This is a genomic window from Streptomyces sp. NPDC050534 (genome assembly GCF_044457745.1).
Classification (GTDB): Bacteria; Actinomycetota; Actinomycetes; order Streptomycetales; family Streptomycetaceae; genus Streptomyces.
The window spans coordinates 131,565-157,573 of sequence record NZ_JBITHF010000011.1 but is presented as its reverse complement, the minus strand read 5'-3'; the positions used below and the strand labels follow the sequence as shown (position 1 = coordinate 157,573).

Genomic DNA, 26,009 nt, shown 5'->3' with positions numbered 1-26,009 from the left:
CCCCGGTGCGATCGCGCTTTCCTCTGATTGTGCAGGGAATCGGGGGTAAAGATTTCGCCACAGTTTACGGAAGCGATACCGCGGACCGCCTTACTGAGGCCAACTTGTTCAGACAAGTTCTCACCCTCCTGCGTCCCCTGCGCCCCCTTTCTGGAGTCACCGTGTCCCAGCCGAGAACCGTCGCACTGAGCGGCGCGCTCGCCGTCGTCGCCGCGCTCGCCCTGAGCGCCTGCGGCGCCGCTCCCGACAACGCCTCGACCACCGCCGACGGCAAGAACGCCGCCACGGCCACCTCCGCGGCCGACTTCGGCGGGCTCGACGCCCTGGTGAAGGCCGCCAAGAAGGAAGGCACGCTGCACGCCATCGCGCTGCCCCGCGACTGGGCCAACTACGGCGCCCTCATCGACGGGTTCACCAAGAAGTACGGCATCAAGATCCAGGTGGAGAACCCCGACGGCTCCAGCCAGGACGAGATCAACGCCGTGACCTCCCGCAAGGGCCAGGACCGCACCCCTGACGTCCTGGACCTCGGCAGCTCGTTCGCGCTCAGCGCCGCCCAGCAGGGCCTGCTCGCGCCGTACAAGGTGGCATCCTTCGCCGACATCCCGACCGCGCAGAAGGACCCGCAGGCCCGCTGGTACAACGACTACGGCGGCTACATCTCCATCGGCTGCGACGCCAAGCGCGTCAAGACCTGCCCGACCACCTTCGCCGACCTGCTCAAGCCGCAGTACAAGGGGCAGGTCGCGCTCAACGGCAACCCCACCAAGTCGGGTTCGGCCTTCGGCGGCGTGTACGCGGCGGCCCTCGCGAGCGGCGGCTCCTTCGACGACATCCAGCCCGGCCTCGACTTCTTCGCCAAGCTGAAGAAGAACGGCAACTACACGCCCGTCGAGTCGACTCCGGCGACCGTCGAGAAGGGCGAGACGCCGATCAGCATCGACTGGGACTACCTCAACGCCGGTTACGCCGACGAGTTCAAGTCCAAGGGCGTCGACTGGAAGGTGTCGGTGCCGTCCGACGGCAAGTTCTCGCAGTACTACTCGCAGGCCGTCAACAAGGACGCCCCGCACCCGGCGGCCGCGCGCCTGTGGCAGGAGTACCTGTACAGCACCGAGGGCCAGAACCTGTGGCTGGCCGGCTACGCCCGTCCGGCCCTGATGACGGCCATGGACAAGGCCGGCACGCTCGACAAGACCGCCGCCGCCAAGCTCCCGAAGGTGTCCGGCACGCCCTCCTTCCCGACCGAGGCCCAGCAGAGCAAGGCCAAGACGGTCATCGCGCAGGGCTGGGGCAAGGCCGTCTCCGGATGACGGCCACCCTCACGCGGGCCGACGTGGTGACCGCCGCTTCCCCGAAGCGGCGGCGCCCCGCCGGCGGCTGGCTCGCCGTCGTCCCGCTACTGCTGTTCACCGCGATCGCCTTCGGGGTCCCGGCGATCGCCATGCTGAACGGCGCCTTCACGGTCAAGGACCAGACCACGGGCGCCGGTTCGTACAGCGCGGCGAACCTGACCACCTCGCTGCACGGCGCGTATCTGACCGCGCTGGTCGGCAGTGTCAAGCTGTCCGCGGTCTCCGCCGGCATCGCGGCCGTGCTCGGGCTGCCGCTCGCACAGGTCGTGGTCACCTCACGGTTCCGTGCGCTGCGCGAGGCCGTGCTCACCGCGTCCGGGGTGCTCGCCAACTTCGGCGGTGTCCCGCTGGCCTTCGCGTTCGTGGCGACGCTCGGCAACGCCGGTGTGCTGACACGGCACTTGGGCCTCGCCGACAAGGGCTGGAGCCTCTACAGCTTCTGGGGCCTGGTCATCGTGTACCTGTACTTCCTCATCCCGCTGATGGTGCTCACCATCACGCCGGCCCTGGAGGGCCTGCGCGCGCAGTGGCGTGAGGCGGCGCAGAACAACGGGGCCACCGCCGTGCAGTACTGGCGGCACGTCGCCCTGCCCGTCCTGCTGCCGTCGCTGCTCGGCGGGCTGGTGCTGCTCTTCGGCAGCGCGTTCGCCGCGTACGCCACCGCCGCGGCCATGGTGGGCAGTTCGGTCCCGCTGGTCACCCTGCAGATCGCCGACGCCATCTCCGGCAACGTGCTGGTCGGGCAGGAGAACGTGGCGCTCGCCCTCAGCCTCGACATGGTCCTGGTCGCGGGCCTGGTGATGGCCGTGTATCTGCCCCTGCAACGACGGAGCGCGCGATGGCTCGACGCCTGAACCCGTGGCGGTGGGTCGTCCTCGGCCTCGCCGCCCTGTACTTCCTCGTCCCGCTCGCCGCGTCCGTGGTCTTCACCGTCGACGTGCCGGGGCAGGGCGTCACCTTCGACGCCTACCGCGAGATCGTCTCCACCGGCGGCTTCGGCTCCAGTCTGCTGCTGTCGCTCGAACTCGCCCTGGCCACCATCGCGTTGGTCCTGCTCCTGATGGTGCCCGCCATGGTCGCGCTCAGGCTCGGCGCGCCCCGGCTGCGGCCCGTGGTGGAGGTGGTGTGCTCGCTGCCGCTGGTCGTGCCGCCGATCGCCTTCGTCGCCGGCATCTCCACGGTGCTGAAGTGGGGCCCCGAGTACCTCTCGCGCACCCCGCTCTTCGAGACCTTCGTGGCCGTCCAGAACCCGAGTTTCCCGTTCGTGCTCGTCCTCGCGTACGTCGTGATGGCGCTGCCGTTCGTCTACCGGGCGCTGGATTCCGGACTGCGCGCCATCGACGTGCGCACCCTCGTCGAGGCCGCCCGCAGCTGCGGTGCCCCCTGGCCGCAGGCCCTGCTGCGGGCGGTACTGCCCAACCTGCGCGGGGCCCTGCTCAACGCCGCCTTCCTCACACTCGCGCTGGTCCTCGGCGAGTTCACCGTGGCCCAGCTGCTCGGCTTCCAGCCGTTCGCGGTGTGGATCTACAGCGTCGGCGGCTCACAGGCCCAGCTGTCCGTCGCCGTGTCCGTCCTGAGCCTGCTCGTCACTTGGGCCCTGCTCCTCGCGCTCGCCGGTGTCGGCGGGCGGAACCGTACCGCTTCGTCCCGGGGATGAACCATGACCGCCACCACGCTTGAGAAGACGTCCGTCGACAAGGCCGCCACGGTCGAATTCCGCGGGCTGCGCCGGGAGTTCGGGGCGACCGTCGCCCTCGACGGGCTCGACCTGACAGTGCAGCCCGGCGAGTTCCTGGCCCTGCTCGGCCCCTCCGGCTGCGGGAAGACGACCGCGCTGCGCATGCTCGCCGGGTTCGAGCATCCCGACTCCGGCGAGGTACTGGTCGACGGCGAGGACGTCACCCGGGTGCCGGCCCACCGCCGTGACGCCGGGATGGTGTTCCAGTCGTACAGCCTCTTCCCGCATCTGAACGCACTCGACAACGTCGCCTTCGGGCTGCGGATGCGGAAGGTGGGCGCGGCCGAACGCCGTTCCCGGGCGGCCGGGTTGCTGGACCTGGTCGGGCTCGCCGACAAGGGCGACCGGTTTCCGCACCAGCTCTCCGGCGGCCAGCAGCAGCGCATCGCGCTCGCCCGCGCCCTCGCCCTGCGCCCCCGCGTCCTGCTGCTGGACGAGCCGCTGTCCGCGCTGGACGCCAAGGTGCGGCTCACGCTGCGCGAGGAGATCCGCCGGCTCCAGCAGGAACTCGGCATCACCACGCTGTTCGTGACACACGATCAGGAAGAGGCGCTGTCGGTGGCCGACCGGGTCGCCGTGATGCGGGCCGGCCGGCTCGAACAGTGCGCCGAACCGGCCGAGTTGTACGGTCGTCCCGCCACCGCCTTCGTCGCGGAGTTCGTCGGCACGATGAGCCGGATTCCCGGACTGCTGTCCGGCTCCACCGTGGAGGTCCTGGGCCTCAGGCTCCCCGCCGAGGGCACCCTCCCTCCGGCGTCCGAGGTGGACGTGCTGGTGCGGCCCGAGGCCGTACAGGTCACCGCGGACGGCACCGGCGACGCCCAGGTGATCGCCACCGCGTTCCTCGGCGCGGCCACCCGCCTCACCGTGCGTCTGGCCGACGGCACCGAGGTGAAGGCCGACCTGCCCACGCACGAGGCCGCCGCTCTGGGCGCCGGAGCGGCCGTACGGGTGTCGCTGCCCGAGCGGCCGGTGCTGGTCGCCGAACGCGTGGCGTGACCCGCCCGAGAATCCTCGCCAGGCACCCCCCACACGCCCCACACGCCCACACGCCCCACACGCCCCACACGAAAGAAGTGACCGTGACCCGACCCCCGCTCCAGGCCGTCCTGTTCGACATGGACGGCACGCTCGTCGACACCGAGCGCCTGTGGTGGGAGGCGGTGCACCAGGTGGCGTCACACCTCGGGCGGCCGCTGACCGACGCCGACCGGCCTGAGGTGCTCGGCCGGCCGGTCGAGTACACCGCGGCCTGGCTGGGCCGGATCACGGCCGAGCCGGCCGCGCGCCTGGCGGACCGGCTGCACCAGGAGTTCACCGACCGCGTCCGCACCGGCATCGAGCCGCGCCCCGGCGCAATCGCCCTCCTCGACGCCCTCGCCCGCGAAGGCGTTCCCACCGCCCTGGTCACCGCCTCGCCCCGCACCGTCACCGACGACGTCCTGACCGTGCTGGGCGCCGACCGCTTCCGGGTCTGCGTCACCGCGGACGACACGGCTCGGACCAAGCCCGCCCCCGACCCCTATCTCGCCGCGTGCCGGGCCCTCGACGTCGACCCCGCCCGTTGCGTGGCCGTCGAGGACACCCCCACCGGCGTCAGCTCCGCCGAGGCCGCCGGCTGCACGGTGCTCGCGGTGCCGTCGCTGGCGCCGATCGACCCGGCACCGGGCCGGACGGTCGTGCGGAGCCTCGAGGAGGTGACCCCCGAGCGGCTGCGCTCCCTGGTCCGGCAGCCCCGGCTGCGCGTCATGAGCTGGAACCTCTGGTACGGCGGCACGAAGGTCGACGACCACCGAGCCAAGCAGCTCAAGGTCATCCTGGACACCGAGGCCGACGTCGTGGCGCTCCAGGAGACCGCCGGCACCTCGGCCGCGGAACTCGCCGACGCGCTCGGCTGGCACCACCACCAGGCAGGCGAGAACCTCGGCATCGTCAGCCGCCATCCCATCACGGCCCGCCTCGGCGACCCGGACGTCGGCTTCTACGGAGCGGCAGGCGCCCGTATCCGCGTCGACGCCACGCACGAGGTGGACGTATGGACGGCCCATCTCCACTACACGCCGTACGGACCCTACGAGGCGGCCTTCGACGGGCTCGGGCCCACCGAGCTGATCGCCCATGAAGCCGTACGGCTGGAGCAGATGCGGGAGGCATTGCGGCGGATCGCGGAGTCCGCGGACGCGGCGACTCCGGTGGTCCTCACCGGTGACTTCAACTGCCCCTCCCACCTGGACCGCCCCGACGTGGCATGGCCCGTGACGCGGGCGGCCGAGGAGGCCGGCCTGCGCGACTCCTACCGGGAGGCGCACCCCGATCCGGACCGCGCACCGGGCCACACCTGGTCACCGGTGCACACATGGAACGAGGACGACCGTGCCCGCCGGGAGCCGCAGGACCGTATCGACTACGTCCTGCACAACGGCCTCGGCCTGGAGGTCGTCGACTCCCGGACCGTCGTCACCGGCACCCCGCGCGACTGGCCGGACGTGGCCGGGAACGACTGGCCGTCGGACCACGCGGCGGTTCTGACGACCTTCGCCCTCAGGATCTGACGACGCTTTCGCCGTTCGGCGCGGTGTCAGCCGCCCACGTTGTCCACCCGCAGCCGCACCTGTTCCTCCAGGCGCTCCAGGCTCCTGTCGAGTGCTTCCTGCACCGCCGTCTCCCCGGGGTCGTGCTCGTCGTCCAGGAAGGACAGGTGCACCGTGACCTCGCTGGCGCCGCTGTCGATGCCGGCGACCTGGAGGTGGCCGGTGTAGACGCCGTCGTGGCGGGCGCCCCATTCCAGCCGCATTTGGTCCGGGCGGGGGCGCAGGAAGGCGGGCGTGTCGTGGTCCGTCCGGTCCTCGTGGACGGTGACGGCGGGCGGGTGCTCGGCGTGCACGTGCAGTTCGTCCGGCAGCCAGCTCTCCAGTTGGCCGACGTTCGCGGCCTGGTCGAAGACGTGCTCGGGCAGTGCGGGCATGGCTCGGGAACGTTCGTATTCGGTCATCGTTCCTCGTCCCTCGACGGGTGGCGTACACGGCGACGCGTGCCCTTTTTGCCGGTCTTGAATCAGTTGCTCCGTCCGAGTGGTGGATCCACGCGGGCGGTCGTAGCGTCGTAGCGTCGGTACGTGACGACTGGGGGAAGCACCATGCGCAGGTATGCACTGAGGACCGCGGTGACCGTCCTGTTCGCCGCCTCGCTCGCGGCGGCGGCGGGAGCGCCCTCGTCCGCCCGGCCGACGGCGGCACCGGCCGCGCACGAGGCCCGGCCACCCCGGACTCCCGTGCTCGTCGACTGTCTGTGGCACCCGAAGGTGCGCCCCGCCTCCTTCATCCTCGCCTGCGGTGACGGCAACAGCCGCCTGGTCTCGCTGCACTGGTCCCAGTGGGGTGCGCGCGCGGCGCGCGCCGAGGGCGTCAACCTCGTCAACGACTGCAAGCCCTACTGCGCGGCGGGCCGGTTCCACTCCTACCGGGTGGTCGTCCGCCTCGACCACGTCAAGCCCTGGAAGAAGCACCCCCGGGTGCCGCACTACGGCCGGATGACGCTGACGTACGAGGGCCGCACGCCGGCGCACTTCCCGAAGACGGTGACGTATCCCCTTTGGGACTGAGTGCTTCGTGTGGGACCGAGTCCTTCACCGGGTGCCGTCACAGGCGGTCGTCCGCGTCCCTGGGCGGCCCGACCTGCGGCTTCTCCCCCGCGGTGAGGTGTTCCAGGACCTCGACGAGTTCCTGGCATGCCTGTTCCACCGAGCGTCTGGTGTTGAGCTGCTCGATGATCACGGCGGAGAGGAGCAGGGCGGTCAGGGCCATCGTTCCGTTGAAGGCCTGGAGCTTGATCATCACTTCGATGCGGGTCATCCGTGCGAACGGCCCCACCTCGTCCGTCGCCGCGACGGTGGCCATGACGGAGGCGAAGAGCGCGCACAGCATGCTGCCCGCGAGCTGGAAGCGCAGGGCCGCCCAGATCAGCAGCGGATAGACGAGGAACAGCATGCTCACGTCGCTGTGGCTGGCGAAGGGCACGACGAGCAGAGCGGCGAGGGCCAGGCCCACGGCCTCCTTCCACCGGGGTGCGCGCAGACGGCCGCGCGCCTCGTACAGCACCAGCAGGACCGGCGTGACGATCAGGACGCCCATCGCGTCGCCGGCCCACCAGGCCGACCAGACGACCCAGAAGCCGTCCGAGGCGAGCTTGCCGGTCAGGACCAGCAGTCCGGCGCCGACGGTCGCGCTGATCAGCGTCGCCGTGAAGGCCCCCAGGAACACGAGGGCGAAGCCGTCACGCAGCCGGGCGAGGTCGGTGCGGAAGCCCGCCTTGCGCAGCAGGTAGTACGCGCAGACGGGAGCAGCGGTGTTGCCCACCAGGGTGCCGATCACGGCGGGCTGGAGGGAGCTGATGGACATGACGACGAAGAGGGCGCCGAGCGCGATTCCCGGCCAGGCGCGCAGCCCGAACAGGAGCAGGCAGGCGACCGCGACGCCCGTGGGCGGCCAGATGGGGGTGACGACGGCGTGCTCCACGACGAGCTGCCGCAGCAGCCCGAGCCGGCCGGCTGTGTAGTAGCAGGCGGCGACTACCAGCGTCTGGAGGGCGAAGACGGCCGGCCGCCGCAGATCCTGGAAAGCCACCACAGCTGCCATCAGACACCGAGGCGGCCCGGACGGCGAGGCGAACGTGGCCGCGCCCGGCCCTACGGCTCAACGATCGGCCCGTCGTGGCCGACGACCAGCACGGCCGCGTCGTCCTCGTGGCCGACGCTCGCGGCCACCTTCATCACACCCTCGGCGAGCGCGTCGGGCTCCATGCCGGCGACCGCGGCGATGCCCGCGAGCCGTACGACCTGCTGGAGGCCGTCCTCGACGGACAGCGACGGTCCTTCGACGACACCGTCGGTGAGCATGACGAACACGCCGCCCGTGGTGAGCCGGTACCGGGTCACCGGGTAGTGCGTGCCGACCTGGATGCCGAGGGGCGGTCCGCCCTCGTCCTCGGCGATGCCGGACTTGCCGTCGGCCGTGGCCCAGATGTGGGGGATGTGCCCGGCCCGTGCGCTCTCCAGCACTCCGGTGGCCGGGTCGAGCCTTATGAAGGTGCAGGTGGCGAAGAGGTCGGTGCCGAGGGTCAGGAGCAGGTCGTTGGTCCGGGAGAGGAGTTCGCCGGGCTCGCTGGTGACGGAGGCGAGCGCACGCAGGCCGACGCGGACCTGGCCCATGAAGGCGGCCGCCTCGATGTTGTGGCCCTGGACGTCGCCGATGGACAGCCCGATACGGCCGTCCGGCATCGCGAAGGCGTCGTACCAGTCGCCGCCCACGTTGAGGCCGTGACAGGCCGGCACGTAGCGGACGGCGAGGTGGAAGCCTTTCGCCTTCGGCATGTCCCGGGGCAGCATGCCGCGCTGGAGGGCCAGGGCCAGCTCCACCTGGGAGCGCTGCAGCTCGGCGAGCTCGCGCGCCTGGGCGGTCAGCGACCCGAGTCTGGCGAGCAGTTCGTCGCCGTGCTCTGCGCGGGCGAGGGACATCGATCACTCCGGCGGGGCCGTGGGCCATGGCCTCTTCAGGGCATAACGCGCAATTACGCGTTTAAGTGGATGATAGCGACATAACGCGGGACACAGGCCGCTGCAGGGCTCCGCCGGTCACCTCGCCGCGGCCTGTGCCTCCCGTATCGGCGACTCAGCCGCCGAGCGCCGCCATCACCACGTCCCTGGCCTCCTCCTGCACCTGCCTCAGGTGGTCGGCGCCGCGGAAGGACTCGGCGTAGATCTTGTACACGTCCTCGGTGCCCGAGGGCCGGGCGGCGAACCAGGCGTTCTCGGTGCTCACCTTGATGCCGCCGATGGGCGCGCCGTTGCCCGGCGCCTCGGTGAGCACCCCGGTGACCGCCTCTCCGGCCAGCGTGTCCGCGGTGACCTGTGCGGGTGAGAGCTTGGCGAGCAGCGCCTTCTCCTCACGCGTCGCGGGTGCGTCGATGCGCGCGTAGGCGGGTTCGCCGAACCGGGCGGTCATGGCGGCGTAATGCTCCGACGGCGTCTTGCCGGTGACCGCGATGATCTCGGACGCGAGCAGCGCCAGGATGATGCCATCCTTGTCGGTGGTCCACACCGAGCCGTCCCGGCGCAGGAAGGACGCCCCGGCGGACTCCTCGCCGCCGAAGCCGATGGAGCCGCCGACCAGTCCGTCCACGAACCACTTGAACCCCACGGGCACCTCGACCAGCCGGCGCCCGAGGTCGGCGGCGACGCGGTCGATCATGCCTGAGGAAACCAGGGTCTTGCCGATCCCGGCGTCCGCGGGCCACTGCGTGCGGTGGGCGTACAGGTAGGAGATGGCCGTGGCCAGGTAGTGGTTGGGGTTCATCAGTCCCGCGTCCGGGGTGACGATGCCGTGCCGGTCGGCGTCGGCGTCGTTGCCGGTGGCGACCTGGAAGCGGTCGCGCTGCTCGATGAGGGAGGCCATCGCGTAGGGCGAGGAGCAGTCCATCCGGATCTTGCCGTCCCAGTCGAGCGTCATGAACCGCCAGGTGGGATCGGCGAGCGGGTTGACCACGGTCAGGTCGAGCCGGTGCTGTTCGGCGATACGGCCCCAGTAGGCCACCGACGCCCCGCCCAGCGGGTCCGCGCCGATCCGGACGCCTGCGGCGCGGACCGCGTCCAGGTCCAGCACGTTCGGCAGGTCGGCGACGTAGGCCCCGAGATAGTCGTGGCGGCGGGTCGTCTCGGCGGCGAGCGCGCGGGTGTACGGGATGCGCCGTACGTCCTTCAGACCGCCCGCGATGATCTCGTTGGCCCGGTCCTGGATCCAGGAGGTGGCGTCGGAGCCGGCCGGTCCGCCGCTCGGCGGGTTGTACTTGAAGCCCCCGTCCGCGGGCGGGTTGTGCGAGGGGGTGACCACTACGCCGTCGGCGAGGCCGGAGGTGCGGCCCCGGTTGTGGGTGAGGATGGCGTGCGAGACCGCGGGCGTGGGCGTGTAGCCGTCGGCGCTGTCGATGAGCACGGTCACGCCGTTGGCCGCGAACACCTCCAGCGCGGTGACCCGCGCGGGCTCGGACAGGGCGTGGGTGTCGGCGCCGAGGAAGAGCGGGCCGTCGGTGCCCTGCTGGTCCCGGTACTCGCAGATCGCCTGGCTGGTCGCGGCGATGTGGTCCTCGTTGAACGCGGTCGTCAGGGACGATCCGCGGTGCCCCGACGTGCCGAACGCCACCCGCTGGCCCGGGTCGGCCGGGTCCGGGTGCAGTGCGTAGTACGCCGTGACCAGCCGGGCGACGTCGACGAGGTCCTCGGGGGCGGCCGGCTTGCCCGCTCGCTCGTGCTGCATGTGCCCGCTCCTCCACATGGGTTGACCAAAACGCTTGCCGCCCCATCTTCGCTCGTCACGGGGCGGACAGCGAGAGCGGGTCAGTGCCCGGAACGCGAGAGCAGCGCGCAGACGAAGTTCTCCTGAACGGCACGCAGGCGGCTCAACAGGTCGGGGTTCTGCGACGCGTTGATCTGCGTGGTGACGGAGAAGGTCAGTGAACGGCGGCCGTCGGGGGTGGCGGCGATCAGCTGGGTGTAGCCCAGGGTGTTGCCGGTGTGCCCCAGCACCACGCCGCACCGGGTGGCGTACCGGAAGAGGGCGAGACCGGCCATGTTCTCGCCGGGACCGGCGGGTTCGGACGCGCCGGGGATCCAGCGCCGCTGCTCGCGCACGAGGTTTCTCCCGTAGAGCGCGCCGCCGACGTAGCCGCTGACGAAGCGCGTCATGTCGGCCGGCGTGGAGATGATCCCTCCCGACGCCCAGGAGCCGGAGGCGCCGATGACCTCGCTGACGTCCTCCGGCGGCGGCGGGGTCGTGTCGTAGCCGTGCAGATAGGGCTCGGGCATCCGGTAGCCCTGCGGAAGGCTCGTGGCACGCAGGCCGAGCGGCCGGTACACGAGGGTGCGCAGCAGTTGCTCGTACGGGGTGCCGGTGGCGGCCTCCGCCATCAGCGCCACGGCGATGTTGTCGGAGTTGGAGTAGCGGTACTGGCTGCCCGGCGGGAAGTTGAGCGGCTGGTCGGCCACGAAGTCGAGGAGGCGTCGGGAGTCGAAGTGGTGGTGCGGGTCGGCGGAGATGATGTCCCGGAACGCGGAGGACATCGAGTAGTCCGGCAGACCGCTGGTGTGGTTGAGCAGTTGCCTCAGCGTCACGCGGTGCCAGGCCGTGGGCAGCTGCGGCAGCCGTTGGCCCAGCGTCTCGTCCAGACGCAGCGCGTGCCGGTCGACCAGGCTCAGCGCCACCGCCCCGCTGAACGCCTTCGCCGTGCTGGCGATGCGCATGTGGTCGTGGACGCTCGGGCGTCGGCCCGTGGCGAGGTCCGCGACACCGGCCCGCAGGACCCGGGTGTCGCCGCCCCGCCGCAGCACGGCGATGACGCCCGGCGGCCCGCCGGGAGCCCGCACGAGCTGCTCGAGCTGCTCCTGGAGGTCGCCGTCGCGCGGCACGGGAGCGGCGGCGGTGCTCGTGGCCGTCTGGCCGAGCGCGGTCAGGCATACGGCGACGACGCAGCCCGCCCGCAAGCGGGAACGGAGCGCGGATCGACGGGTCGGGACGGAGCGAAGGGGCATCAAACCTCCCTGGGCGGGCCGATGTTGCAGCCCAGCCTTTCCCCGCGCCCGGCGCCGGGCCCTCCCGGCTGCTGCATCCGGCCCAACGGCTCGACCGCCAGGGGAGGCGGCCGGAACACGTAAGGCTTCCCTCCGTACGCGAACGTCTCAGCCGACCGGTACCACCGCGACGGGGCAGTTCGCGTGGTGCAGGACGGCGTGCACCACCGTCCCGAGGGGCAGCCCCAGCCTGCCCTCGACCGGATGGCGCGGAAGCACCAGCAGACGGGCCCGGGCGGACGCCTCGACCAGGGCGGCGGCGGGCGAGTCGACGGTCAGCTCGGTCTCCAGCCCGACCGTCGGATGCTCCGCGACCGGGCGCGCTACGTGGTTCAGCAGCTGGGCGTGCGCCTCCCGCTCCTCCTCGACGTGACTGATCCGGGGCACCATCAGGCCGGTGCCCCCGAGCGGCGTCCAGGCGTGCACCAGACGCACACCCACCTGGTGCAGCTCCGCCTCGACGAGGGCGAACCGTACGGCCTCCGCGTCCCGTTCGTCGCGTACGCCCACCACGATGTCCCGCCCGGCGGGCTTCTCCGTGTCGCCGCGCACCACCACGACCGGCCGGTCCGCGTGCGCCGCCACCTTCAGACTCACCGACCCGAGCAGCAGACCGGCGAACCCGCCCCGCCCCCGGGTACCCACCACGACCAGGTCGGCGCCCGCGGACGCGGCCAGCAGTGCCGAGGAAGGATCGTCGCGGGCCAGGTGCGTGTCGATCGGCACTCCCGTGGTGGCGGCCCCGAGCCTCGCACGGGCGTCGTCCAGCACGGCGAGGGCCGCGGCGAGGGCCTGGTCGGTGAGTCCCACCGCCGTCCCGCCGTGCGCTCTGTCCGTGCCACGACCGACGGCGTGGGTGATCTGGAGTGCGCCGCCGCGCAACTCCGCCTCGGTGGCCGCCCAGTCGGCCGCGAGCCGGGCCTCCGGCGTGCCGTCGACCCCGACGAGCACCACGCCGAGCCGGCCGGTGCCGGTCACCATGTCTCCGACGGCGACAGTTCCCACCGTGCCCGGCACCCTTGCTGCCGCATGTGTCTGCGTCCTTCCGTCGACAGGAGCGGTCGGGTCCGGGTACCCGATGCCCCCCCCGCACCCACACGGCAGCCACGGCAGCCGGACGCGTGCCCTACTCCCGCCGCAGTAGCCGCCAGTGCGCTCGGAGTAGCCACAACCCGCTTCCCCCGTAGGACGACCGCCCCGTTCCGCCGGCCGAGCATGAGGACATGATTCTCATCGAACTCTTCGCACCCGCCGGCGTCCTGGACCAGGCACAACGGGAAGAGGCCGGCAAGCGCCTCATCGATGCGCTGATGGCCACCGGGGACACCCATGCCGAGGCGGTGATGGACTCCGCTCGCGCCCTCACTCAGGTCCTCGTCCACGAGCCCGCCGCCTGGATCACCGGCGACCGCCCCAGGACCGACCCCGCCGACCCGCCGCGCTACCTGATCCGCGTCACCGCTCCGGCCGCCTGGCGCAAGGACATGAGCGGTCATGCAATCGACCGCCTCACCCAGGCCCTCGCCAACACCGAGGCGGCGGCCGGACGTGATCCCGGCCGGCTCCGCGACCAGCCGCACGCCCTGGTCCAGGTCGTCGGCATCGCCGAGGGCAGCCTCGGCATGTACGGCCGGCCCATGGGCAGCCTCGACCTCATCCGGCACATGACCGCCCCGCACCGTGACGCCGTCGCCCACCTGGCCACGGACGGCCTGCCGCCGGGCACGGTCATCGACCCGGTGTGCGGCATGACCGTCGACCTCGGCGCGACCGACCTCACCCTCGAGGTCGACGGCACCGTCCACGGCTTCTGCAACGGCCAGTGCCAGCGCATCTTCGCCGACGAGCACGGCATACCGCTGAGCGCCTGACGGCACGGCATACCCCTGGAGGTTCCACGGAGGCCCCCGGACGGCCGCGCCCCGCACCCCTGAACCGGCAGATCCGCAGCCATCCACCGCCATTCACAGCCATCGGCACCGACACCGGCCGATGGTTGCTCCCGCAAACCATCCGTCCCGTTGCGTCCGCCTCTCGTCACCTGAACGGCCCACGGGCCGCTGCCGGAAGAGGCGGGGCACGGTTTGCGGTGTGACGGTGGTGGAAGGCATGGGCGCGCAACCGGATCCGAGGAGGCGGGATGGCAGAGGGCCTGACCGAGGCCGAGGCGGTGCGTCCTGCCACTGACGGCGGCACGCACCAGGCGCCCGACCCGGTCCGACGCGGCTTCGAGGAGCTGAGCTCCGTCGCCGACGCCGTCCTCTACGAGGGCTATCTGCTCTACCCGTACCGTCGTTCCTCGGCCAAGAACCGCGTCAGATGGCAGTTCGGCGTGCTCTTCCCCCGCGACTGGGCGGAGGCGTCCGGGCCGGTCGTCCCGGGACTGTCCGGCGCGGCCGACTCCTGGTACCAGCAGACCGAGTGCCTGCTGCGCGCCGAGCGGACCGACGCTGTCGTACGGGTGAGGGTGCGGTACCTGCAGACGCAGCTCAAGCAGGTGGAGGAGTCCGGCCCGAACGGCGGCCATCGCGCCGTCCCGTCGCTGCGGACCGCCGACGGCACGACGCATCTGACCTTCGAGGAGGCCGTTCCGCACGAGGCCGAACTCTCCGTCACCCTCGGCGACCTGCTGACCTGCGCACGCACTGTCGCCGTCGGGGCGCCGGGTGCCACGGGCGTCGAGCTGCTGCCCGGCCTGGCCGGGCGGGTGGTCCGGCGGCGCGAGGAGGTCAGCGCCGACGCCACACTCATGGCCGAGCAACTCCGCGAGGGGCTCTTCCGGCTTCGGGTGCGTACGGTGAACAGCGGGCCGGCTCCCGATCCGCGGGCCCCCCGCGACAAGGCCCTGTGCCGCGCCCTCATCGCCACGCACACGCTGATCACCGGCGAAGGCGTGGAGTTCGCCTCGTCGATCGATCCGCCGGCGGAGCTGCGCGAGCACGCCCGTGCGTGCCGGAACGAGTTCACCTTTCCGGTACTCGGCGGCGAGCCCCCCTCGCAGGAGACGGGCACCGGACACTCCCAGCAGACGGGCACCGGACACCTGGTGCTCTCCTCGCCGATCATCCTGCCCGACCACCCCCAGGTGGCGCCCGAGAGCCCCGGCGATCTGCACGACGCCGCGGAGATCGACGAGATCCTCACCCTGCGCACCATGCTGCTGACGGACGAGGAGAAGCTGGAGGCGCGCGCCACCGATCCGCGGGCCGCCGCGATCCTCGACCGGGTCGACACCATGCCGCCGGAGGTCTTCGCGCGCCTGCACGGCGCCGTGCGCTCCCTGACGCCGGCTGCCCCCGCCCCCGAGCGGCCCGCCTGGTGGCGTGAGGACGCCGACGCGGGACTGTCCCCGGCCACCGACATCGTGCTCGTCGACGGCGTCCCCCTGCGGGGCGGCAGCCGCGTGCGGCTGCGTCCGCGGGGCCGCGGCGCCGACGCCCAGGACATGTTCCTGGCCGGGCGGACCGCTCAGGTGGCCGCCGTGCTCCGCGACGTGGACGGCAGCACCCACCTGACCGTCACCCTCGACGACGACCCCGCGGCCGAGCTGAACAGCTGGTACGGCCGCTTCCACTACTTCCGGCCCGACGAACTCGAACCGCTCGAGGCCGCCGACGCACCGGACCAGCCGACGGCACCGGCTCCCGCCGCAGCCCCGGCAGTGCCCCCGACCGACTCCGACACCCCCTGCAGCGGAGGCCGATGACATGACAGCGCACACCACCGAAGGCGACCGCACCGAGGACCGCAAGGGCATCGACGAGATCCACATCCTCTGGATCTCCGAGGGCATGAGCTGCGACGGCGACACCGTCTCCCTCACGGCCGCCGACCAGCCCTCCATCGAGGACCTCGTGCTCGGTCTGATCCCGGGCCTGCCGAAGGTGAACCTGGTCAACAAGGTGCTCTCCCCGAGCCTGGGCGGCGAGGACTTCCTCGCTCCCTACCGGGCCGCGGCCCGCGGCGACCTGGAGCCCTTCATCCTCGTCATCGAGGGCTCGATCCCCAACCAGAACATCATCGAGGGCGACGGCTACTGGACCTCCTTCGGCAACGACCCGGAGACCGGCGAGCCGCAGACCCTCAACTGGTGGATCGACCAACTCGCCCCGAAAGCCTGGGCGGTGGTCGCCGCCGGTACCTGCGCGACCTTCGGCGGCATCCACGCGATGGCCGGCAACCCCACCGGCTGCATGGGCCTCGCCGACTACCTCGGCTGGGACTACACGTCCCAGGCCGGGCTGCCCGTGGTCAACGTGCCCGGCTGCCCGATCCAGCCCGAGAACTTCATGGAGACCCTGATCTGGGTCCTGCAGCACGCGGCCGGTGACGCTCCCCCGCCCCCGCTGGACCACATGCTGCGCCCGCAGTGGCTGTTCGGAAAGACGGTGCACGAGGGCTGCGACCGCGGCTCGTACTACGAGCAGGCCGCCTTCGCGAGCGACTACAACTCCCCCAAGTGCCTTGTGAAGACGGGCTGTTGGGGACCGGTCGTCAACTGCAACGTGCCCAAGCGGGGCTGGATGGCCGGCATCGGCGGCTGCCCGAACGTGGGTGGCATCTGCATCGGCTGCACCATGCCCGGCTTCCCGGACGCCTTCATGCCGTTCATGGACGAGCCGCCCGGCGGAACGCTGTCGTCGCTCGTCATCAAGCCGTACGGCGCCGTCATCCGCCGCCTGCGCGGCTTCACCAACGAACTCGTCAACCACGAGCCCAGATGGCGCCACAACAAGCAGAAGCTGACCAGCGGTTACGACCCGCACTGGCGGCCGTGACGCCGCCCGAGGCCCGCACCCCGTCCACGGACCCGAGGAACACCGACAGCTAGGGGCAGTAACAGCCATGACCACCACCGAGGCACGGCCCACCGGACGCAAACCGCCGCAGATCGTGGACATGTCCTGGGACCCGATCACGCGCATCATCGGCAACCTGGGCATCTACACGAAGATCGACTTCGCCAACCAGGAAGTCGTGGAGTGCCACAGCACTTCGTCCCTGTTCCGCGGCTACTCGGTGTTCATGAAGGGCAAGGACCCGCGCGACGCGGGCTTCATCACCTCGCGCATCTGCGGCATCTGCGGCGACAACCACACCACCTGCTCCGGCTACGCCCAGCAGATGGCGTACGGCGTGAAGCCGCCCCGGCTGGCCGAGCACATCGTCAACCTCGGCGAGGCGGCCGAGTACATCTTCGACCACACGATCTTCCAGGACAACCTGGTCTTCGTGGACTTCTGCGAGGCGATGGTCAAGGCCACCAACCCCAGTGTGCTGGCCCGCGCGGAGCGCACCGACGCGCCCCACGGGGACATCCACGGCTACCGGACCATCGCCGACATCATGAAGGCGTTCAACCCCTTCGAGGGCGAGGTCTACAAGGAGGCCCTGAAGGTCAGCCGGATCACGCGGGAGATGTTCTGCCTGATGGAGGGGCGGCACGTGCACCCCTCCACGCTGTATCCGGGCGGCGTCGGCACGCTGCCGCAGCCGACCGTCTTCACCGACTACCTCAGCCGGCTCATGCGGGTCATCGACTTCGTCAAGAAGGCCGTCGCCATGAACGACGACGTCTTCGACTTCTTCTACGAGGCACTGCCCGGCTACGAGGAGGTCGGCCGCCGCCGCACCCTGCTCGGCTGCTGGGGCGCCTGGCAGAACCCCGACGTCGTCGACTACCGCTACGAGAACATGAACGCCTGGGGCAAGGCGATGTACGTGACCCCGGGCATCATCGTCGACGGCGAACTGGTCACCAACAACCTCGTCGACATCAACCTCGGCCTGCGCATCATGCTCGGCAGTTCCTACTACGAGGACTGGGTGAACGAGAAGCCGTTCGTCACCCACGACCCGCTCGGCAACCCCGTCGACATGCGCCACCCCTGGAACCAGACCACCGTCCCGGTGCCGCAGAAGCGGGACTTCGACGACAAGTACAGCTGGGTGATGAGCCCGCGCTGGCTGGACGGGCGCACCGGCGACCACCTCGCCCTGGACACGGGCGGCGGCGCACTGGCCCGGCTGTGGTCGACCGCGCTGAGCGGCCTGGTCGACACCCCGTACGTCAAGGCGACCGGCAACAGCGTGCGCATCTCGCTGCCCAAGGGCGAGAAGCTGCCGGAGACGACCCTGGAGTGGCGGGTCCCGAAGTGGAGCAACACCCTCGAACGGGACCGCGCCCGGCCGTACTTCGTCGCCTACGCCGCCGCCATGGCCCTGCAGTTCGTGGAAGAGGCCATGGGCCTGGTGCGGGCCGGTGACACGAAGGTGTTCGAGAACTTCGAGGTGCCCGACGAGGCAATCGGCTGCGGCTTCCACGAGGCGGTGCGCGGCGTCCTCTCCCACCACCTGGTGATCAAGGACAAGAAGATCGCCAACTACCACCCCTATCCGCCCACCCCGTGGAACGCCAGCCCCCGCGACAAGTTCGGCACGCCCGGCCCGTACGAGGACGCCGTCCAGGGGCAGCCCATCTTCGAGGAGAACGGGCCGGACGACTTCAAGGGCGTCGACATCATGCGCACCGTGCGCAGCTTCGACCCGTGTCTGCCGTGCGGTGTGCACATGTACGTCGGCAACGGCAAGACGCTCACGACCCTGCACTCGCCGACGTACGGAGCCGACCATGGCTGAGGCCGAGACCGAGACCGAGACCGAGACCGAGACCGAGCGGCTCGCGGACCCGGCGGTCGAGGCCAGGCTCGCCCGGCTCGACGAACTCCTGGCCGGACTCGAGTCCGCGCCCGGCGCCACCACCCGCTCCGCGATCGAGGCGGTACGGCTCCTGACCGAGGTCTACGGCGAGGCACTGGCCCGCGTCATGGACCACGCGGACGGGCAGCTGGCCGAACAACTCGCCGACGACGAGCTGGTGGGGCACCTGCTGGTCCTGCACGCCGTCCACCCCGAGCCCGCCGAGCGACGGGCCGCCCGCGCCGTCGAGCGCCTGCGGCCCGCGGTGCGGGAACGCGGCGGGGACGTCGAGTGGGCAGGCGTGGAGGAGGGAGTGGGCCGGGTCCGGCTGACGACGGGCGGCGGCTGCGGCTCCGGGTGCGGCGGCGGGCAGACCGACGTCACGGCCGTGGTCCGTGACGCGGTCCTCGCCGCCGCTCCCGAGCTGACGGCGGTGGAGCCGGTACAGGCGGCCGCTCCGGCGGCCTTCGTCCCGCTGACCTCCCTCACCCACCGGGGTGCACGGTGACCACCGACGGAGCCCTGGCCCGCCTCATCCGCACCCCCGTGGAGGCCGGTGAGCGGTGCGACCTGTGCGCCGCGCCGGTGGCCGGCGAGCACTCCCATCTCTATGACACCGGGGAGCAGCTGGTCTGCTGCGCCTGCGGCCCCTGCTCGGTGCTGTTCGCCGGGGACGGGGCGGGCGAGGGGCGCTACCGGCTCGTTCCCCGGAGGCGGATCCGGCTGCCCCGGGTGGACACTGAGGTCCTGGGCGTGCCCGTCGGACTGGTCTTCTTCGTGCCCCGGGCCGACGGCACGGTCACCGCCGAGGGCCCGAGCCCGGCCGGGGCCATGCGGTGGGAGGTGGACGCGGCGGCCTGGCAGCGGCTCGCCGCGGCACATCCGCAGCTCGCCTCCATGGAGCCCGACGTCGAGGCCCTGCTCGTCAACACGGTCCACGGCCTCGACCACCACTGGCTCGTGCCGGTCGACGACTGCTTCCGCATGGTCGCCGTCGTACGCCGCGCATGGCAGGGCCTGTCCGGGGGCGGCGAGGTCTGGTCGGCCGTCGAGAGGTTCTTCGAGGACCTCACCGAGCGGTCGTGAGGACGCACTCCGCGACGCGGAGGCGAGGAAGGAGAGCACCCATGGGCACCATCAGGGTCGGCCGCGCCGCGGCCAAACCCGATCTGACCGGGCATGTGCGCGGTCTGCATCAGGGCAACAAGGGGCCGTACGAGCGGCAGGTCGGCCATCACAAGGACGGCACCGCCGACGCGCGCCGCTCCACCGGGATCCATTGGAAGCGGCACGACGCTCTCCTGGACGTCATGCCGAACATCCCTCCGGGATGAGGAACAGACAGTAGGGAGTCGCCGGAAATGACGGTCCAACGAGCGGGAAGCACATCGGCCGCGAGCACGGGTCAGCGGCTGCTGATGGCCGAGGCCGCGGTGGTCGGCGCTCTGGTACTGGCGTTGTTCGTGCGGGAGTTGCCGAGCCTGCGGCGCGAGCTGCGGATCTGGCGGATGGCCGGCGGACTGCGCGCCGGCCACCGCTACCCGTGAGCGCGCCGTGCACGAGTTGTCGATCGCGACCGCGATCATCGAGCGGGCCGACGAGCTCGCCCGGGCCCGCGGGACGGACGCCGTCTCGGCGGTGACCGTCCGGGTCGGCGAGCTGGCAGGGGTCGTTCCCGACGCCCTGGGTTTCGCCTTCGAGGTGGCCCGGGACGGTACCGCCCTCGCGGCGGCACGGCTCGTGGTCGAGCACGTCCCCGCGCAGGCCTACTGCGGCCCGTGCGCCGAGGAGTTCGCGGTGGGCATGCCGCCCTTCTTCTGGTGCCCGCGCTGCGACCGGCCCTCCACCGAGCTGCGCAGCGGCCGGGAGCTGGAGATCACCGGGATCGACTGACATCGACCGACCTGGACGAGGCCCCGCCGGAGCCCTGTGCTCCGCCGGGGCCTCGTCGTCCGCGGTTCAGCAGATGCGCGGCAGCTGCTCGCCGAGCGGCAGGTCGACCACCCGGGTGCCGCCGAGGCCGGTCGCGACCACGACCATGCCGGGGTGCTCGGCGACGCACTCACCGATCAGCGTGGCGCCGGCACCCTGCGGATGGGCGCGCATCGCCGCGAGGACCTCCTCCGCCGACTCGGGGGGTACGAAGGCGACGAGCCGTCCCTCGTTGGCTACGTACAGGGGGTCGAGGCCCAGGAAGCCACAGGCGTTGGCGACGGCGTCCGGCACCGGGACGGCCCGCTCCTGGAGGCGCACACCGGTGCCCGAGGCACGCGCGATCTCGTTGAGGGACGCGGCCAGACCACCGCGCGTGGGGTCGCGCAGCACGTGCAGGTCGGGGGTGACCGCGAGCATCGTCGCCACCAGGTCGGCGAGCGGGGCCGTGTCGCTGGCGATCTCCACGCCGAACTCGAGCCCCTCCCGCACGCTCATGATCGCCACGCCGTGCAGTCCGATCGGGCCGCTGACGATGACGGCGTCGCCGGGCCGCGCGCGCTGGGGCCGGATGTCCACTCCGTCGGGCACGAGTCCGACCCCGGCGGTGGTGACGTAGACCCCGTCGCCGTGCCCGGACTCCACCACCTTGGTGTCGCCGGTGGCCACCACGACGCCGGCCGCCTCGGCGGCCGTGCCCATGGCGCGTGCGATGCGCTCGACCACGGTCAGCGCCACGCCTTCTTCGAGGACGAAGGCCGCGGACAGGTAGGCGGGCTTGGCGCCGCTCATCGCGAGGTCGTTGACGGTGCCGTTGACCGCGAGGTCGCCCAGGCTGCCGCCGGGGAAGAACAGCGGCCTGACCACGTAGGAGTCTGTGGAGAACGCGAGCCTGGCGCCGCCCAGTCGAAGGACGGCGGAGTCGGCGAGTCCGGCGAGGGTGGGATTGCCGTAGGCGGGCGCGAACACCTGCTCCATCAGCTCGGCGGACAGGGCTCCGCCTCCGCCGTGCCCCATGACCACGACGGGCTGGTCGCGCAGCGGGGCGGGACACGACCAGTTGGCCGGGTCGACGGTGGTCTCGGAGAGTTCAGGCAACGGGGTTCATCTCCTCGCGCTCCGTGGCCCGTTCGGCCTGGGGTGCCTCGCCGCTCATCCGGCGGTACAGGTAGTAGGCCGCGCAGGCGCCCTCGCTGGAGACCATGGTTGCGCCGAGCGGGGTGCGCGGGGTGCAGGTGGTGCCGAACGCGGCGCACTCGGTCGGCTTGATCAGCCCCTGGAGCACCTCGCCGGCCCGGCACTCCGCGGGCTCCTCGGTGCGGATGCCGCTGACGTCGAAGCGGTGCTCGGCGTCGTACGCGCGGAACGCGTCGGTCAGCCGCCAGCCGCTCGACGGGATGGGACCGATACCGCGCCAGTTGCGGTCGGTGACCTCGAAGACCTCCTCGATCATGCGCACGGCGGCGGGGTTGCCGTCCTCGCGCACGGCACGCGCGTAGGCGTTCTCCACGCGGTGCTCGCCGCGCTCCAGTTGGAGCACGGCGCGGCGGATGCCCTCGAGGATGTCCAGCGGCTCGAAGCCGGTGACGACGAGCGGCACCCCGAACCGGTCGGCGAGCCGCGGGTATTCGGCCGTGCCCATGACGCTGCACACGTGCCCGGCGGCCAGGAAGCCCTGCACCCGGCAGGCCGGGGCCGTCATGATGGCCTCGATCGCGGGAGGCACCCGTACATGGGAGACGAGCAGGCTGAAGTTGTCCAGGCCCAGGCGGCGGGCCTGGTGCACGGCCATCGCGTTGGCGGGGGCCGTGGTCTCGAAGCCGATGGCGAAGAAGACCACCTCCCGGTCCGGGTTGCGGCGGGCCAGCTCCAGGGCGTCGAGCGGCGAGTACACCACGCGTACGTCGCCGCCCTCGCCCTTGACCCGGAACAGGTCTCGGTCGGTGCCGGGCACGCGGAGCATGTCGCCGAAGGAGCAGAAGATCACGCCGGGGCGCGAGGCGATCTCCAGCGCCTTGTCGATGACCTCCAGCGGGGTGACGCAGACGGGACAGCCGGGGCCGTGGATCAACTCGACCTGTTCGGGCAGCAGTTGGTCGATGCCGTGCCGGATGATGGAGTGGGTCTGCCCGCCGCACACCTCCATCAGCGCCCACGGCCGGGTGGCGGTGGCGCGGATGTCGTCCAGCAGCCGCCGGGCCAGCTCGGGGTCGTTGAACTCGTCGATGTACTTCACCGGGCCTCGCTCTCTCGGGTTTCCTCGGTCACGGCGGCGACCCCCGCGTCCCTGGCCGCCTGCTCCCAGGCGTCGCCGAACTCCTCCTCCAGCAGGCCCAGTTCCTCGAAGAGCTTCAGCGATGCCTGCGCCGACTCCTCGTCCAGACGCTGCAGCGCGAAGCCGACGTGCACGATGACGTACTCACCGACCCGCACCTCGGGGACGTACTCCAGGCACGCCTGTTTCTGCACTCCGCCGAAGTCGATGAGACCGGTGCGGGGTTCGGCGCTGTCGTCGATGGACACGACCTTGCCGGGCACTGCCAAACACATGGGTCACTCCTTCTGTCGTCCGTGCGCCGCGATCACCAGCTGACCGAGCGCCAACCCGCCGTCGCCCGGAGGGACTTCGCCGTGGCGGAGCACGGTGAAGCCGTCGCCGGACAGGAGATCCGTGCACTCCTGTTCCAGAAGCGCGTTGGCGAAGACGCCGCCGCTGAGGGCGACGACGGCGAGATCGGAGGCCCGGCGTGCGTGCCGGCAGATCTCCAGGACGGCCCGTGCGACGCCGCGGTGGAAACGCGCGGCGATCACGCCTGGCGGGGTGCCGCGCCTCAGGTCGGCGACGACGGCGCTCAGCACGGGTGCCGGGTCCGCCTGTACGGGGTCCGTCGTGATGCCGAATGCGTACGCCTGGGTGCCGGCGCCCCAGGCCGACGCGGCCACCGCCTCCAGCTCCAGAGCGGCCTGGGCCTCGTAGCCCGCGCGGTGGCACACGCCCACGAGCGAGGACACGGCGTCGAAGAGCCGTCCCATGCTGGAGGTGGGAACGCAGGCCACGTTGCGGGTCAACTGCCGTTGCAGAACGGCCAGTTCGTCGGAGGCGCAGGCGATGACGCTGGGCAGGTCCGGGTCCCACGGCAGGCCGGCGGCCCACAGCCGGGCCAGCGCGAGACGGCACGGGTTGACCACGCCCGCGTCTCCGCCGGGGAGCGGGGCGGGGGTCAGGTGGGCGAAGCGCCGGTAGCCGTCGTAGTCGGCGAGCAGGAACTCGCCACCCCAGACGGTGCCGTCGTCGCCGTAGCCGGTGCCGTCGAAGGCGACGCCGATCACGGGGGTCGTGACGCCGTGCTCCGCCATCGCCGAGGCGATGTGCGCGTGGTGGTGCTGGACGAACACCGGTGTGGGCTTGGGCAGTTGGAGTGCCCGCTGCCGGGCCCAGCGGGCCGAGTGGTACGCCGGGTGCCGGTCCGCGGCGAAGAGCACGGGCTTGACGCCGGTCAGGCGCCGCATGTGCAGTTCCGCCCCGCGTGCCGCCTCCAGGGTGGTCAGGTCGCCCATGTCGCCGATGTGCGGGCCGAGCCAGGCGTGGTCGCCCTCGCCGACGCACAGCGCGTTCTTCAGGTCACCGCCCACCGCGAGCGCCGGGCGCAGCTCCAGCGGCAGGCGCAGGGGGCGGGGCACGTATCCGCGGGAGCGGCGCAGCACCTGTTCGGTGCCGTCCTCGCGCACCCGCAGCAGCGAGTCGTCGCACGGTGAGGCGACGACCCGGTCGTGGGCGAGCCAGGCGTCGGCCAGTCCGGCGAGGCGGGTCAGTGCCTGGTCGTCGTCCGTGACGATCGGCTCCCCCGAACGGTTGCCGCTCGTCATGACCAGAGCCCGGGGACCCGGCGGGTCGCCGGGCAGCCCGAACAGCAGGGTGTGCACGGGGGTGTACGGCAGCAGCACGCCGACGTGCGGGCTGCCCGGGCACAGACCGGGCGCCAGGTGAAGGGTCGCGCCCGACGTACGCCGGCGCAGCAGGACGATGGGGCGGCGGGGACCGGTGAGGGCCTCGCGCTCGGCGGCGGAGACCTCGGCGAACCGCTCCACGTCGGCGAGGTCCGCGCACATCACCGCGAAGGGCTTGCCGCCCCGTTCCTTGCGGCCGCGCAGCGTGTCGACGGCGCGGGCGTCGGTGGCGTCACAGGCCAGGTGGTAGCCGCCGAGGCCCTTGACGGCGACGATCCGGCCGTCGGCCAGCAGCGCCCGCGCCGCCGTCAGGGCGTCGGCGTCCCGCGCTAGGTGGATGCCGCTGCCGAACCCGGGCACCAGACGCAGCCGGGGACCGCAGTCGGGACAGGCAACGGGCTGGGCGTGGAAGCGGCGGTCCGCGGGGTCGCCGTACTCCCGGGCGCAGGCGGGGCACATCGGGAAGCCGGTCATGGTGGTGAGGGCCCGGTCGTACGGCATCCCGGTGGCGATGGTGAAGCGGGGCCCGCAGTGGGTGCAGGTGACGAAGGGATGACGGTGCCTGCGGTCCGCCGGATCGGTCAGGTCACGCAGGCAGTCGGCACAGGTCGCCGTGTCGGGCGGGAGGTGGGTACGGCCCGGGGACTGCTCGGTGGATCGGATGGTGAAGGCGTCGTCGGCGCCGGTGACGGGCAGGTCCTCGACGTCCATGCCGGCCACGACGGCCAGCGGGGGAGGTTCCACGGTGAGGTGGTCGCAGAAGCGGGTGACGCCGTCCGGTGCGCCCTCCACCTCGATGAGCACGCCGTACGCGGTGTTGCTCACGAACCCGGTGAGCGTCAGGCCGGCGGCCAGGCGGTGCACGTACGGGCGGAAGCCCACGCCCTGCACCGTGCCGCGCACCGTGACGCGGCGGCGGACGGCCTGGGTGGCGGGTGCCGTCACGAGAGGCGGCCGGCCGAGAGGCCCGCGTCCTTGTGCGGGTGCTCGTGGACGTGGGGGTGCGGCGCGAGAGGTGGCCGGTGGGCGGGCGCCCCGTCCCGTACGGCGAGCACCCGCTCCAGGACGGCGTCGACGCCGTCCCCGCTGCGGGCGCACGACCGGACGATCTCCACTCCGGGATTGACCTGCCGCACATGGGCGTCGAAGGCCGCCGCGTCGAAGCCGGCCGGCTCGGCGAGGTCGGTCTTGGTGAGCACGACCAGATGGGCGGAGGCGAATGCGGTGGGGTACTTCAGCGGCTTGTCCTCGCCCTCCGTCACGGCCATCAGGACGATCCGCAGGCTCTCGCCGAGGTCGTAGGAGGCCGGGCAGACGAGGTTGCCGACGTTCTCCACGAAGAGCAGCGCGGTGTCCCCGGGCAGCCAGCTCTCCACGTGGCCGCGCACCTGCCTGGCCTCCAGGTGGCAGAGCCCGTCGGTCAGCAGCTGTTTCACCGGTGCTCCCGAGCGGGCCAGCCGGCGGGCGTCGTTCTCGGTGGCCAGGTCGGCGGTGAGCGCGGCCACCGGGATGCCCCGCTCCACCGCACGGGCCAGGACCCGTCCGAGCAGCTCCGTCTTGCCACTGCCCGGACTGGACAGCAGGTTGACGATGGTCACTCCACGCCTGGCCAGGTCGCTGCGCAGGCTCGCCGCCAGGCCGTCGTTCTTCGCGAGGACGGCCTGGGTGACGTCCACGGAATCGCACATGCGCTGCTCCTCGGGCCGGTGTCGGAGGAACC

26 protein-coding genes are annotated in these 26,009 nt (G+C 71.9%); 15 read left to right on the top strand and 11 right to left on the bottom strand.

Going from position 1 to position 26,009, the window contains the following annotated elements:
• The first annotated feature begins 161 nt into the window (after positions 1-161).
• The 5 genes from ACIBN2_RS32695 to ACIBN2_RS32675 all read left to right on the top strand — a co-directional run bounded on the left by ACIBN2_RS32695 (position 162) and on the right by ACIBN2_RS32675 (position 5,645).
• On the top strand, positions 162-1,313 hold the full coding sequence (locus ACIBN2_RS32695) for an ABC transporter substrate-binding protein (RefSeq protein WP_399139838.1): 1,152 nt from the start codon (positions 162-164) through the stop codon (positions 1,311-1,313).
• On the top strand, positions 1,310-2,209 hold the full coding sequence (locus ACIBN2_RS32690) for an ABC transporter permease (protein ID WP_399139837.1): 900 nt from the start codon (positions 1,310-1,312) through the stop codon (positions 2,207-2,209). Before ACIBN2_RS32695 ends, ACIBN2_RS32690 begins: the two co-directional genes overlap by 4 nt.
• Positions 2,194-3,012 (top strand): ABC transporter permease, encoded by an 819-nt coding sequence (locus ACIBN2_RS32685; RefSeq protein ID WP_399139835.1) that lies wholly within the window; start codon positions 2,194-2,196, stop codon positions 3,010-3,012. The genes ACIBN2_RS32690 and ACIBN2_RS32685 overlap by 16 nt, the downstream gene beginning before the upstream one ends.
• Before the next feature lie 3 nt (positions 3,013-3,015).
• Entirely contained in the window at positions 3,016-4,092 is a 1,077-nt protein-coding gene (locus ACIBN2_RS32680; protein ID WP_399139833.1) for an ABC transporter ATP-binding protein, read from the top strand.
• 83 nt (positions 4,093-4,175) lie between these two features.
• Complete coding sequence (locus ACIBN2_RS32675) at positions 4,176-5,645, top strand: HAD-IA family hydrolase (RefSeq protein ID WP_399139831.1); 1,470 nt, start codon at positions 4,176-4,178, stop codon at positions 5,643-5,645.
• A 26-nt stretch (positions 5,646-5,671) separates the two neighbouring features.
• Here the strand turns inward: ACIBN2_RS32675 and ACIBN2_RS32670 are convergent, their stop codons facing one another.
• Positions 5,672-6,085: an SRPBCC family protein gene (locus tag ACIBN2_RS32670; protein ID WP_399139830.1), complete on the bottom strand. Its 414-nt coding sequence runs from the start codon at positions 6,083-6,085 to the stop codon at positions 5,672-5,674.
• Positions 6,086-6,229: 144 nt separating this feature from the next.
• Between ACIBN2_RS32670 and ACIBN2_RS32665 the strand changes: the two genes are divergently transcribed.
• Complete coding sequence (locus ACIBN2_RS32665) at positions 6,230-6,694, top strand: hypothetical protein (protein WP_399139828.1); 465 nt, start codon at positions 6,230-6,232, stop codon at positions 6,692-6,694.
• Between the two features lie 37 nt (positions 6,695-6,731).
• Here ACIBN2_RS32665 and ACIBN2_RS32660 read toward each other — a convergent pair whose 3' ends face one another.
• From ACIBN2_RS32660 to ACIBN2_RS32640, 5 genes are all read right to left on the bottom strand, one after another.
• The gene (locus ACIBN2_RS32660) at positions 6,732-7,727 is read right to left on the bottom strand and encodes an MASE1 domain-containing protein (RefSeq protein ID WP_399139826.1); all 996 of its coding nucleotides are present in this window, start codon (positions 7,725-7,727) and stop codon (positions 6,732-6,734) included.
• A gap of 50 nt (positions 7,728-7,777) precedes the next feature.
• The gene (locus tag ACIBN2_RS32655; RefSeq protein WP_399139824.1) at positions 7,778-8,605 is read right to left on the bottom strand and encodes a PP2C family protein-serine/threonine phosphatase; all 828 of its coding nucleotides are present in this window, start codon (positions 8,603-8,605) and stop codon (positions 7,778-7,780) included.
• Positions 8,606-8,759: 154 nt separating this feature from the next.
• Positions 8,760-10,400 (bottom strand): phosphoglucomutase (alpha-D-glucose-1,6-bisphosphate-dependent), encoded by a 1,641-nt coding sequence (gene pgm / locus ACIBN2_RS32650; RefSeq protein WP_399139823.1) that lies wholly within the window; start codon positions 10,398-10,400, stop codon positions 8,760-8,762.
• A gap of 80 nt (positions 10,401-10,480) precedes the next feature.
• Positions 10,481-11,671, bottom strand: coding sequence for a serine hydrolase domain-containing protein (locus ACIBN2_RS32645; protein WP_399139821.1), 1,191 nt, complete (start codon positions 11,669-11,671; stop codon positions 10,481-10,483).
• Between the two features lie 147 nt (positions 11,672-11,818).
• On the bottom strand, positions 11,819-12,715 hold the full coding sequence (locus ACIBN2_RS32640) for a universal stress protein (RefSeq protein WP_399139819.1): 897 nt from the start codon (positions 12,713-12,715) through the stop codon (positions 11,819-11,821).
• 218 nt (positions 12,716-12,933) lie between these two features.
• Here ACIBN2_RS32640 and ACIBN2_RS32635 point away from each other — a divergent pair, with 218 nt between their 5' ends.
• The 9 genes from ACIBN2_RS32635 to hypA all read left to right on the top strand — a co-directional run bounded on the left by ACIBN2_RS32635 (position 12,934) and on the right by hypA (position 20,302).
• Positions 12,934-13,581, top strand: a complete 648-nt coding sequence (locus ACIBN2_RS32635; RefSeq protein WP_399139817.1) for a hypothetical protein — start codon at positions 12,934-12,936, stop codon at positions 13,579-13,581.
• 269 nt (positions 13,582-13,850) lie between these two features.
• Positions 13,851-15,416, top strand: coding sequence for a hypothetical protein (locus ACIBN2_RS32630; RefSeq protein WP_399139815.1), 1,566 nt, complete (start codon positions 13,851-13,853; stop codon positions 15,414-15,416).
• Between the two features lies 1 nt (position 15,417).
• Entirely contained in the window at positions 15,418-16,488 is a 1,071-nt protein-coding gene (locus ACIBN2_RS32625) for a hydrogenase expression protein HypE (protein ID WP_399139813.1), read from the top strand.
• 67 nt (positions 16,489-16,555) lie between these two features.
• Positions 16,556-18,349, top strand: a complete 1,794-nt coding sequence (locus ACIBN2_RS32620; RefSeq protein WP_399139812.1) for a nickel-dependent hydrogenase large subunit — start codon at positions 16,556-16,558, stop codon at positions 18,347-18,349.
• Positions 18,342-18,917 (top strand): NifU family protein, encoded by a 576-nt coding sequence (locus tag ACIBN2_RS32615; protein WP_399139811.1) that lies wholly within the window; start codon positions 18,342-18,344, stop codon positions 18,915-18,917. Before ACIBN2_RS32620 ends, ACIBN2_RS32615 begins: the two co-directional genes overlap by 8 nt.
• Complete coding sequence (locus ACIBN2_RS32610) at positions 18,914-19,495, top strand: DUF5947 family protein (RefSeq protein WP_399139810.1); 582 nt, start codon at positions 18,914-18,916, stop codon at positions 19,493-19,495. The genes ACIBN2_RS32615 and ACIBN2_RS32610 overlap by 4 nt, the downstream gene beginning before the upstream one ends.
• Positions 19,496-19,536: 41 nt before the next feature.
• Positions 19,537-19,743 (top strand): hypothetical protein, encoded by a 207-nt coding sequence (locus ACIBN2_RS32605; protein WP_399139808.1) that lies wholly within the window; start codon positions 19,537-19,539, stop codon positions 19,741-19,743.
• Between the two features lie 27 nt (positions 19,744-19,770).
• Positions 19,771-19,956, top strand: coding sequence for a hypothetical protein (locus ACIBN2_RS32600; RefSeq protein WP_399139806.1), 186 nt, complete (start codon positions 19,771-19,773; stop codon positions 19,954-19,956).
• Between the two features lie 7 nt (positions 19,957-19,963).
• Entirely contained in the window at positions 19,964-20,302 is a 339-nt protein-coding gene (gene hypA, locus ACIBN2_RS32595; protein ID WP_399139804.1) for a hydrogenase maturation nickel metallochaperone HypA, read from the top strand.
• A gap of 66 nt (positions 20,303-20,368) precedes the next feature.
• Here the strand turns inward: hypA and hypE are convergent, their stop codons facing one another.
• The 5 genes from hypE to hypB all read right to left on the bottom strand — a co-directional run bounded on the left by hypE (position 20,369) and on the right by hypB (position 25,977).
• Positions 20,369-21,358, bottom strand: a complete 990-nt coding sequence (gene hypE / locus ACIBN2_RS32590; protein ID WP_399140236.1) for a hydrogenase expression/formation protein HypE — start codon at positions 21,356-21,358, stop codon at positions 20,369-20,371.
• A gap of 73 nt (positions 21,359-21,431) precedes the next feature.
• Positions 21,432-22,577 carry a hydrogenase formation protein HypD gene (gene hypD / locus ACIBN2_RS32585; protein WP_399139802.1) on the bottom strand — a complete coding sequence of 382 codons (1,146 nt, stop codon included), beginning with the start codon at positions 22,575-22,577 and terminating at the stop codon, positions 21,432-21,434.
• Positions 22,574-22,891 carry a HypC/HybG/HupF family hydrogenase formation chaperone gene (locus ACIBN2_RS32580; RefSeq protein WP_399139800.1) on the bottom strand — a complete coding sequence of 106 codons (318 nt, stop codon included), beginning with the start codon at positions 22,889-22,891 and terminating at the stop codon, positions 22,574-22,576. Before ACIBN2_RS32580 ends, hypD begins: the two co-directional genes overlap by 4 nt.
• A gap of 3 nt (positions 22,892-22,894) precedes the next feature.
• Entirely contained in the window at positions 22,895-25,234 is a 2,340-nt protein-coding gene (gene hypF / locus ACIBN2_RS32575; RefSeq protein ID WP_399139799.1) for a carbamoyltransferase HypF, read from the bottom strand.
• Positions 25,231-25,977 carry a hydrogenase nickel incorporation protein HypB gene (hypB, locus tag ACIBN2_RS32570; protein WP_399139798.1) on the bottom strand — a complete coding sequence of 249 codons (747 nt, stop codon included), beginning with the start codon at positions 25,975-25,977 and terminating at the stop codon, positions 25,231-25,233. The genes hypF and hypB overlap by 4 nt, the downstream gene beginning before the upstream one ends.
• Positions 25,978-26,009: the final 32 nt, after the last annotated feature.

What these genes read in the sequence shown, in the direction of transcription:
- ACIBN2_RS32620 (WP_399139812.1), top strand. Translation starts at nt 16,556, where the DNA reads ATGACCACCACCGAGGCACGGCCCACCGGACGCAAACCGCCGCAGATC.
- ACIBN2_RS32580 (WP_399139800.1), bottom strand. Translation starts at nt 22,891, where the DNA reads ATGTGTTTGGCAGTGCCCGGCAAGGTCGTGTCCATCGACGACAGCGCC.
- ACIBN2_RS32685 (WP_399139835.1), top strand. Translation starts at nt 2,194, where the DNA reads ATGGCTCGACGCCTGAACCCGTGGCGGTGGGTCGTCCTCGGCCTCGCC.
- ACIBN2_RS32655 (WP_399139824.1), bottom strand. Translation starts at nt 8,605, where the DNA reads ATGTCCCTCGCCCGCGCAGAGCACGGCGACGAACTGCTCGCCAGACTC.
- ACIBN2_RS32690 (WP_399139837.1), top strand. Translation starts at nt 1,310, where the DNA reads ATGACGGCCACCCTCACGCGGGCCGACGTGGTGACCGCCGCTTCCCCG.
- ACIBN2_RS32645 (WP_399139821.1), bottom strand. Translation starts at nt 11,671, where the DNA reads ATGCCCCTTCGCTCCGTCCCGACCCGTCGATCCGCGCTCCGTTCCCGC.
- ACIBN2_RS32665 (WP_399139828.1), top strand. Translation starts at nt 6,230, where the DNA reads ATGCGCAGGTATGCACTGAGGACCGCGGTGACCGTCCTGTTCGCCGCC.
- ACIBN2_RS32615 (WP_399139811.1), top strand. Translation starts at nt 18,342, where the DNA reads ATGGCTGAGGCCGAGACCGAGACCGAGACCGAGACCGAGACCGAGCGG.
- ACIBN2_RS32680 (WP_399139833.1), top strand. Translation starts at nt 3,016, where the DNA reads ATGACCGCCACCACGCTTGAGAAGACGTCCGTCGACAAGGCCGCCACG.
- ACIBN2_RS32635 (WP_399139817.1), top strand. Translation starts at nt 12,934, where the DNA reads ATGATTCTCATCGAACTCTTCGCACCCGCCGGCGTCCTGGACCAGGCA.
- ACIBN2_RS32600 (WP_399139806.1), top strand. Translation starts at nt 19,771, where the DNA reads ATGACGGTCCAACGAGCGGGAAGCACATCGGCCGCGAGCACGGGTCAG.
- ACIBN2_RS32630 (WP_399139815.1), top strand. Translation starts at nt 13,851, where the DNA reads ATGGCAGAGGGCCTGACCGAGGCCGAGGCGGTGCGTCCTGCCACTGAC.
- ACIBN2_RS32660 (WP_399139826.1), bottom strand. Translation starts at nt 7,727, where the DNA reads ATGGCAGCTGTGGTGGCTTTCCAGGATCTGCGGCGGCCGGCCGTCTTC.
- hypB (WP_399139798.1), bottom strand. Translation starts at nt 25,977, where the DNA reads ATGTGCGATTCCGTGGACGTCACCCAGGCCGTCCTCGCGAAGAACGAC.
- ACIBN2_RS32670 (WP_399139830.1), bottom strand. Translation starts at nt 6,085, where the DNA reads ATGACCGAATACGAACGTTCCCGAGCCATGCCCGCACTGCCCGAGCAC.
- hypE (WP_399140236.1), bottom strand. Translation starts at nt 21,358, where the DNA reads ATGGGGCACGGCGGAGGCGGAGCCCTGTCCGCCGAGCTGATGGAGCAG.
- ACIBN2_RS32625 (WP_399139813.1), top strand. Translation starts at nt 15,418, where the DNA reads ATGACAGCGCACACCACCGAAGGCGACCGCACCGAGGACCGCAAGGGC.
- ACIBN2_RS32605 (WP_399139808.1), top strand. Translation starts at nt 19,537, where the DNA reads ATGGGCACCATCAGGGTCGGCCGCGCCGCGGCCAAACCCGATCTGACC.
- pgm (WP_399139823.1), bottom strand. Translation starts at nt 10,400, where the DNA reads ATGCAGCACGAGCGAGCGGGCAAGCCGGCCGCCCCCGAGGACCTCGTC.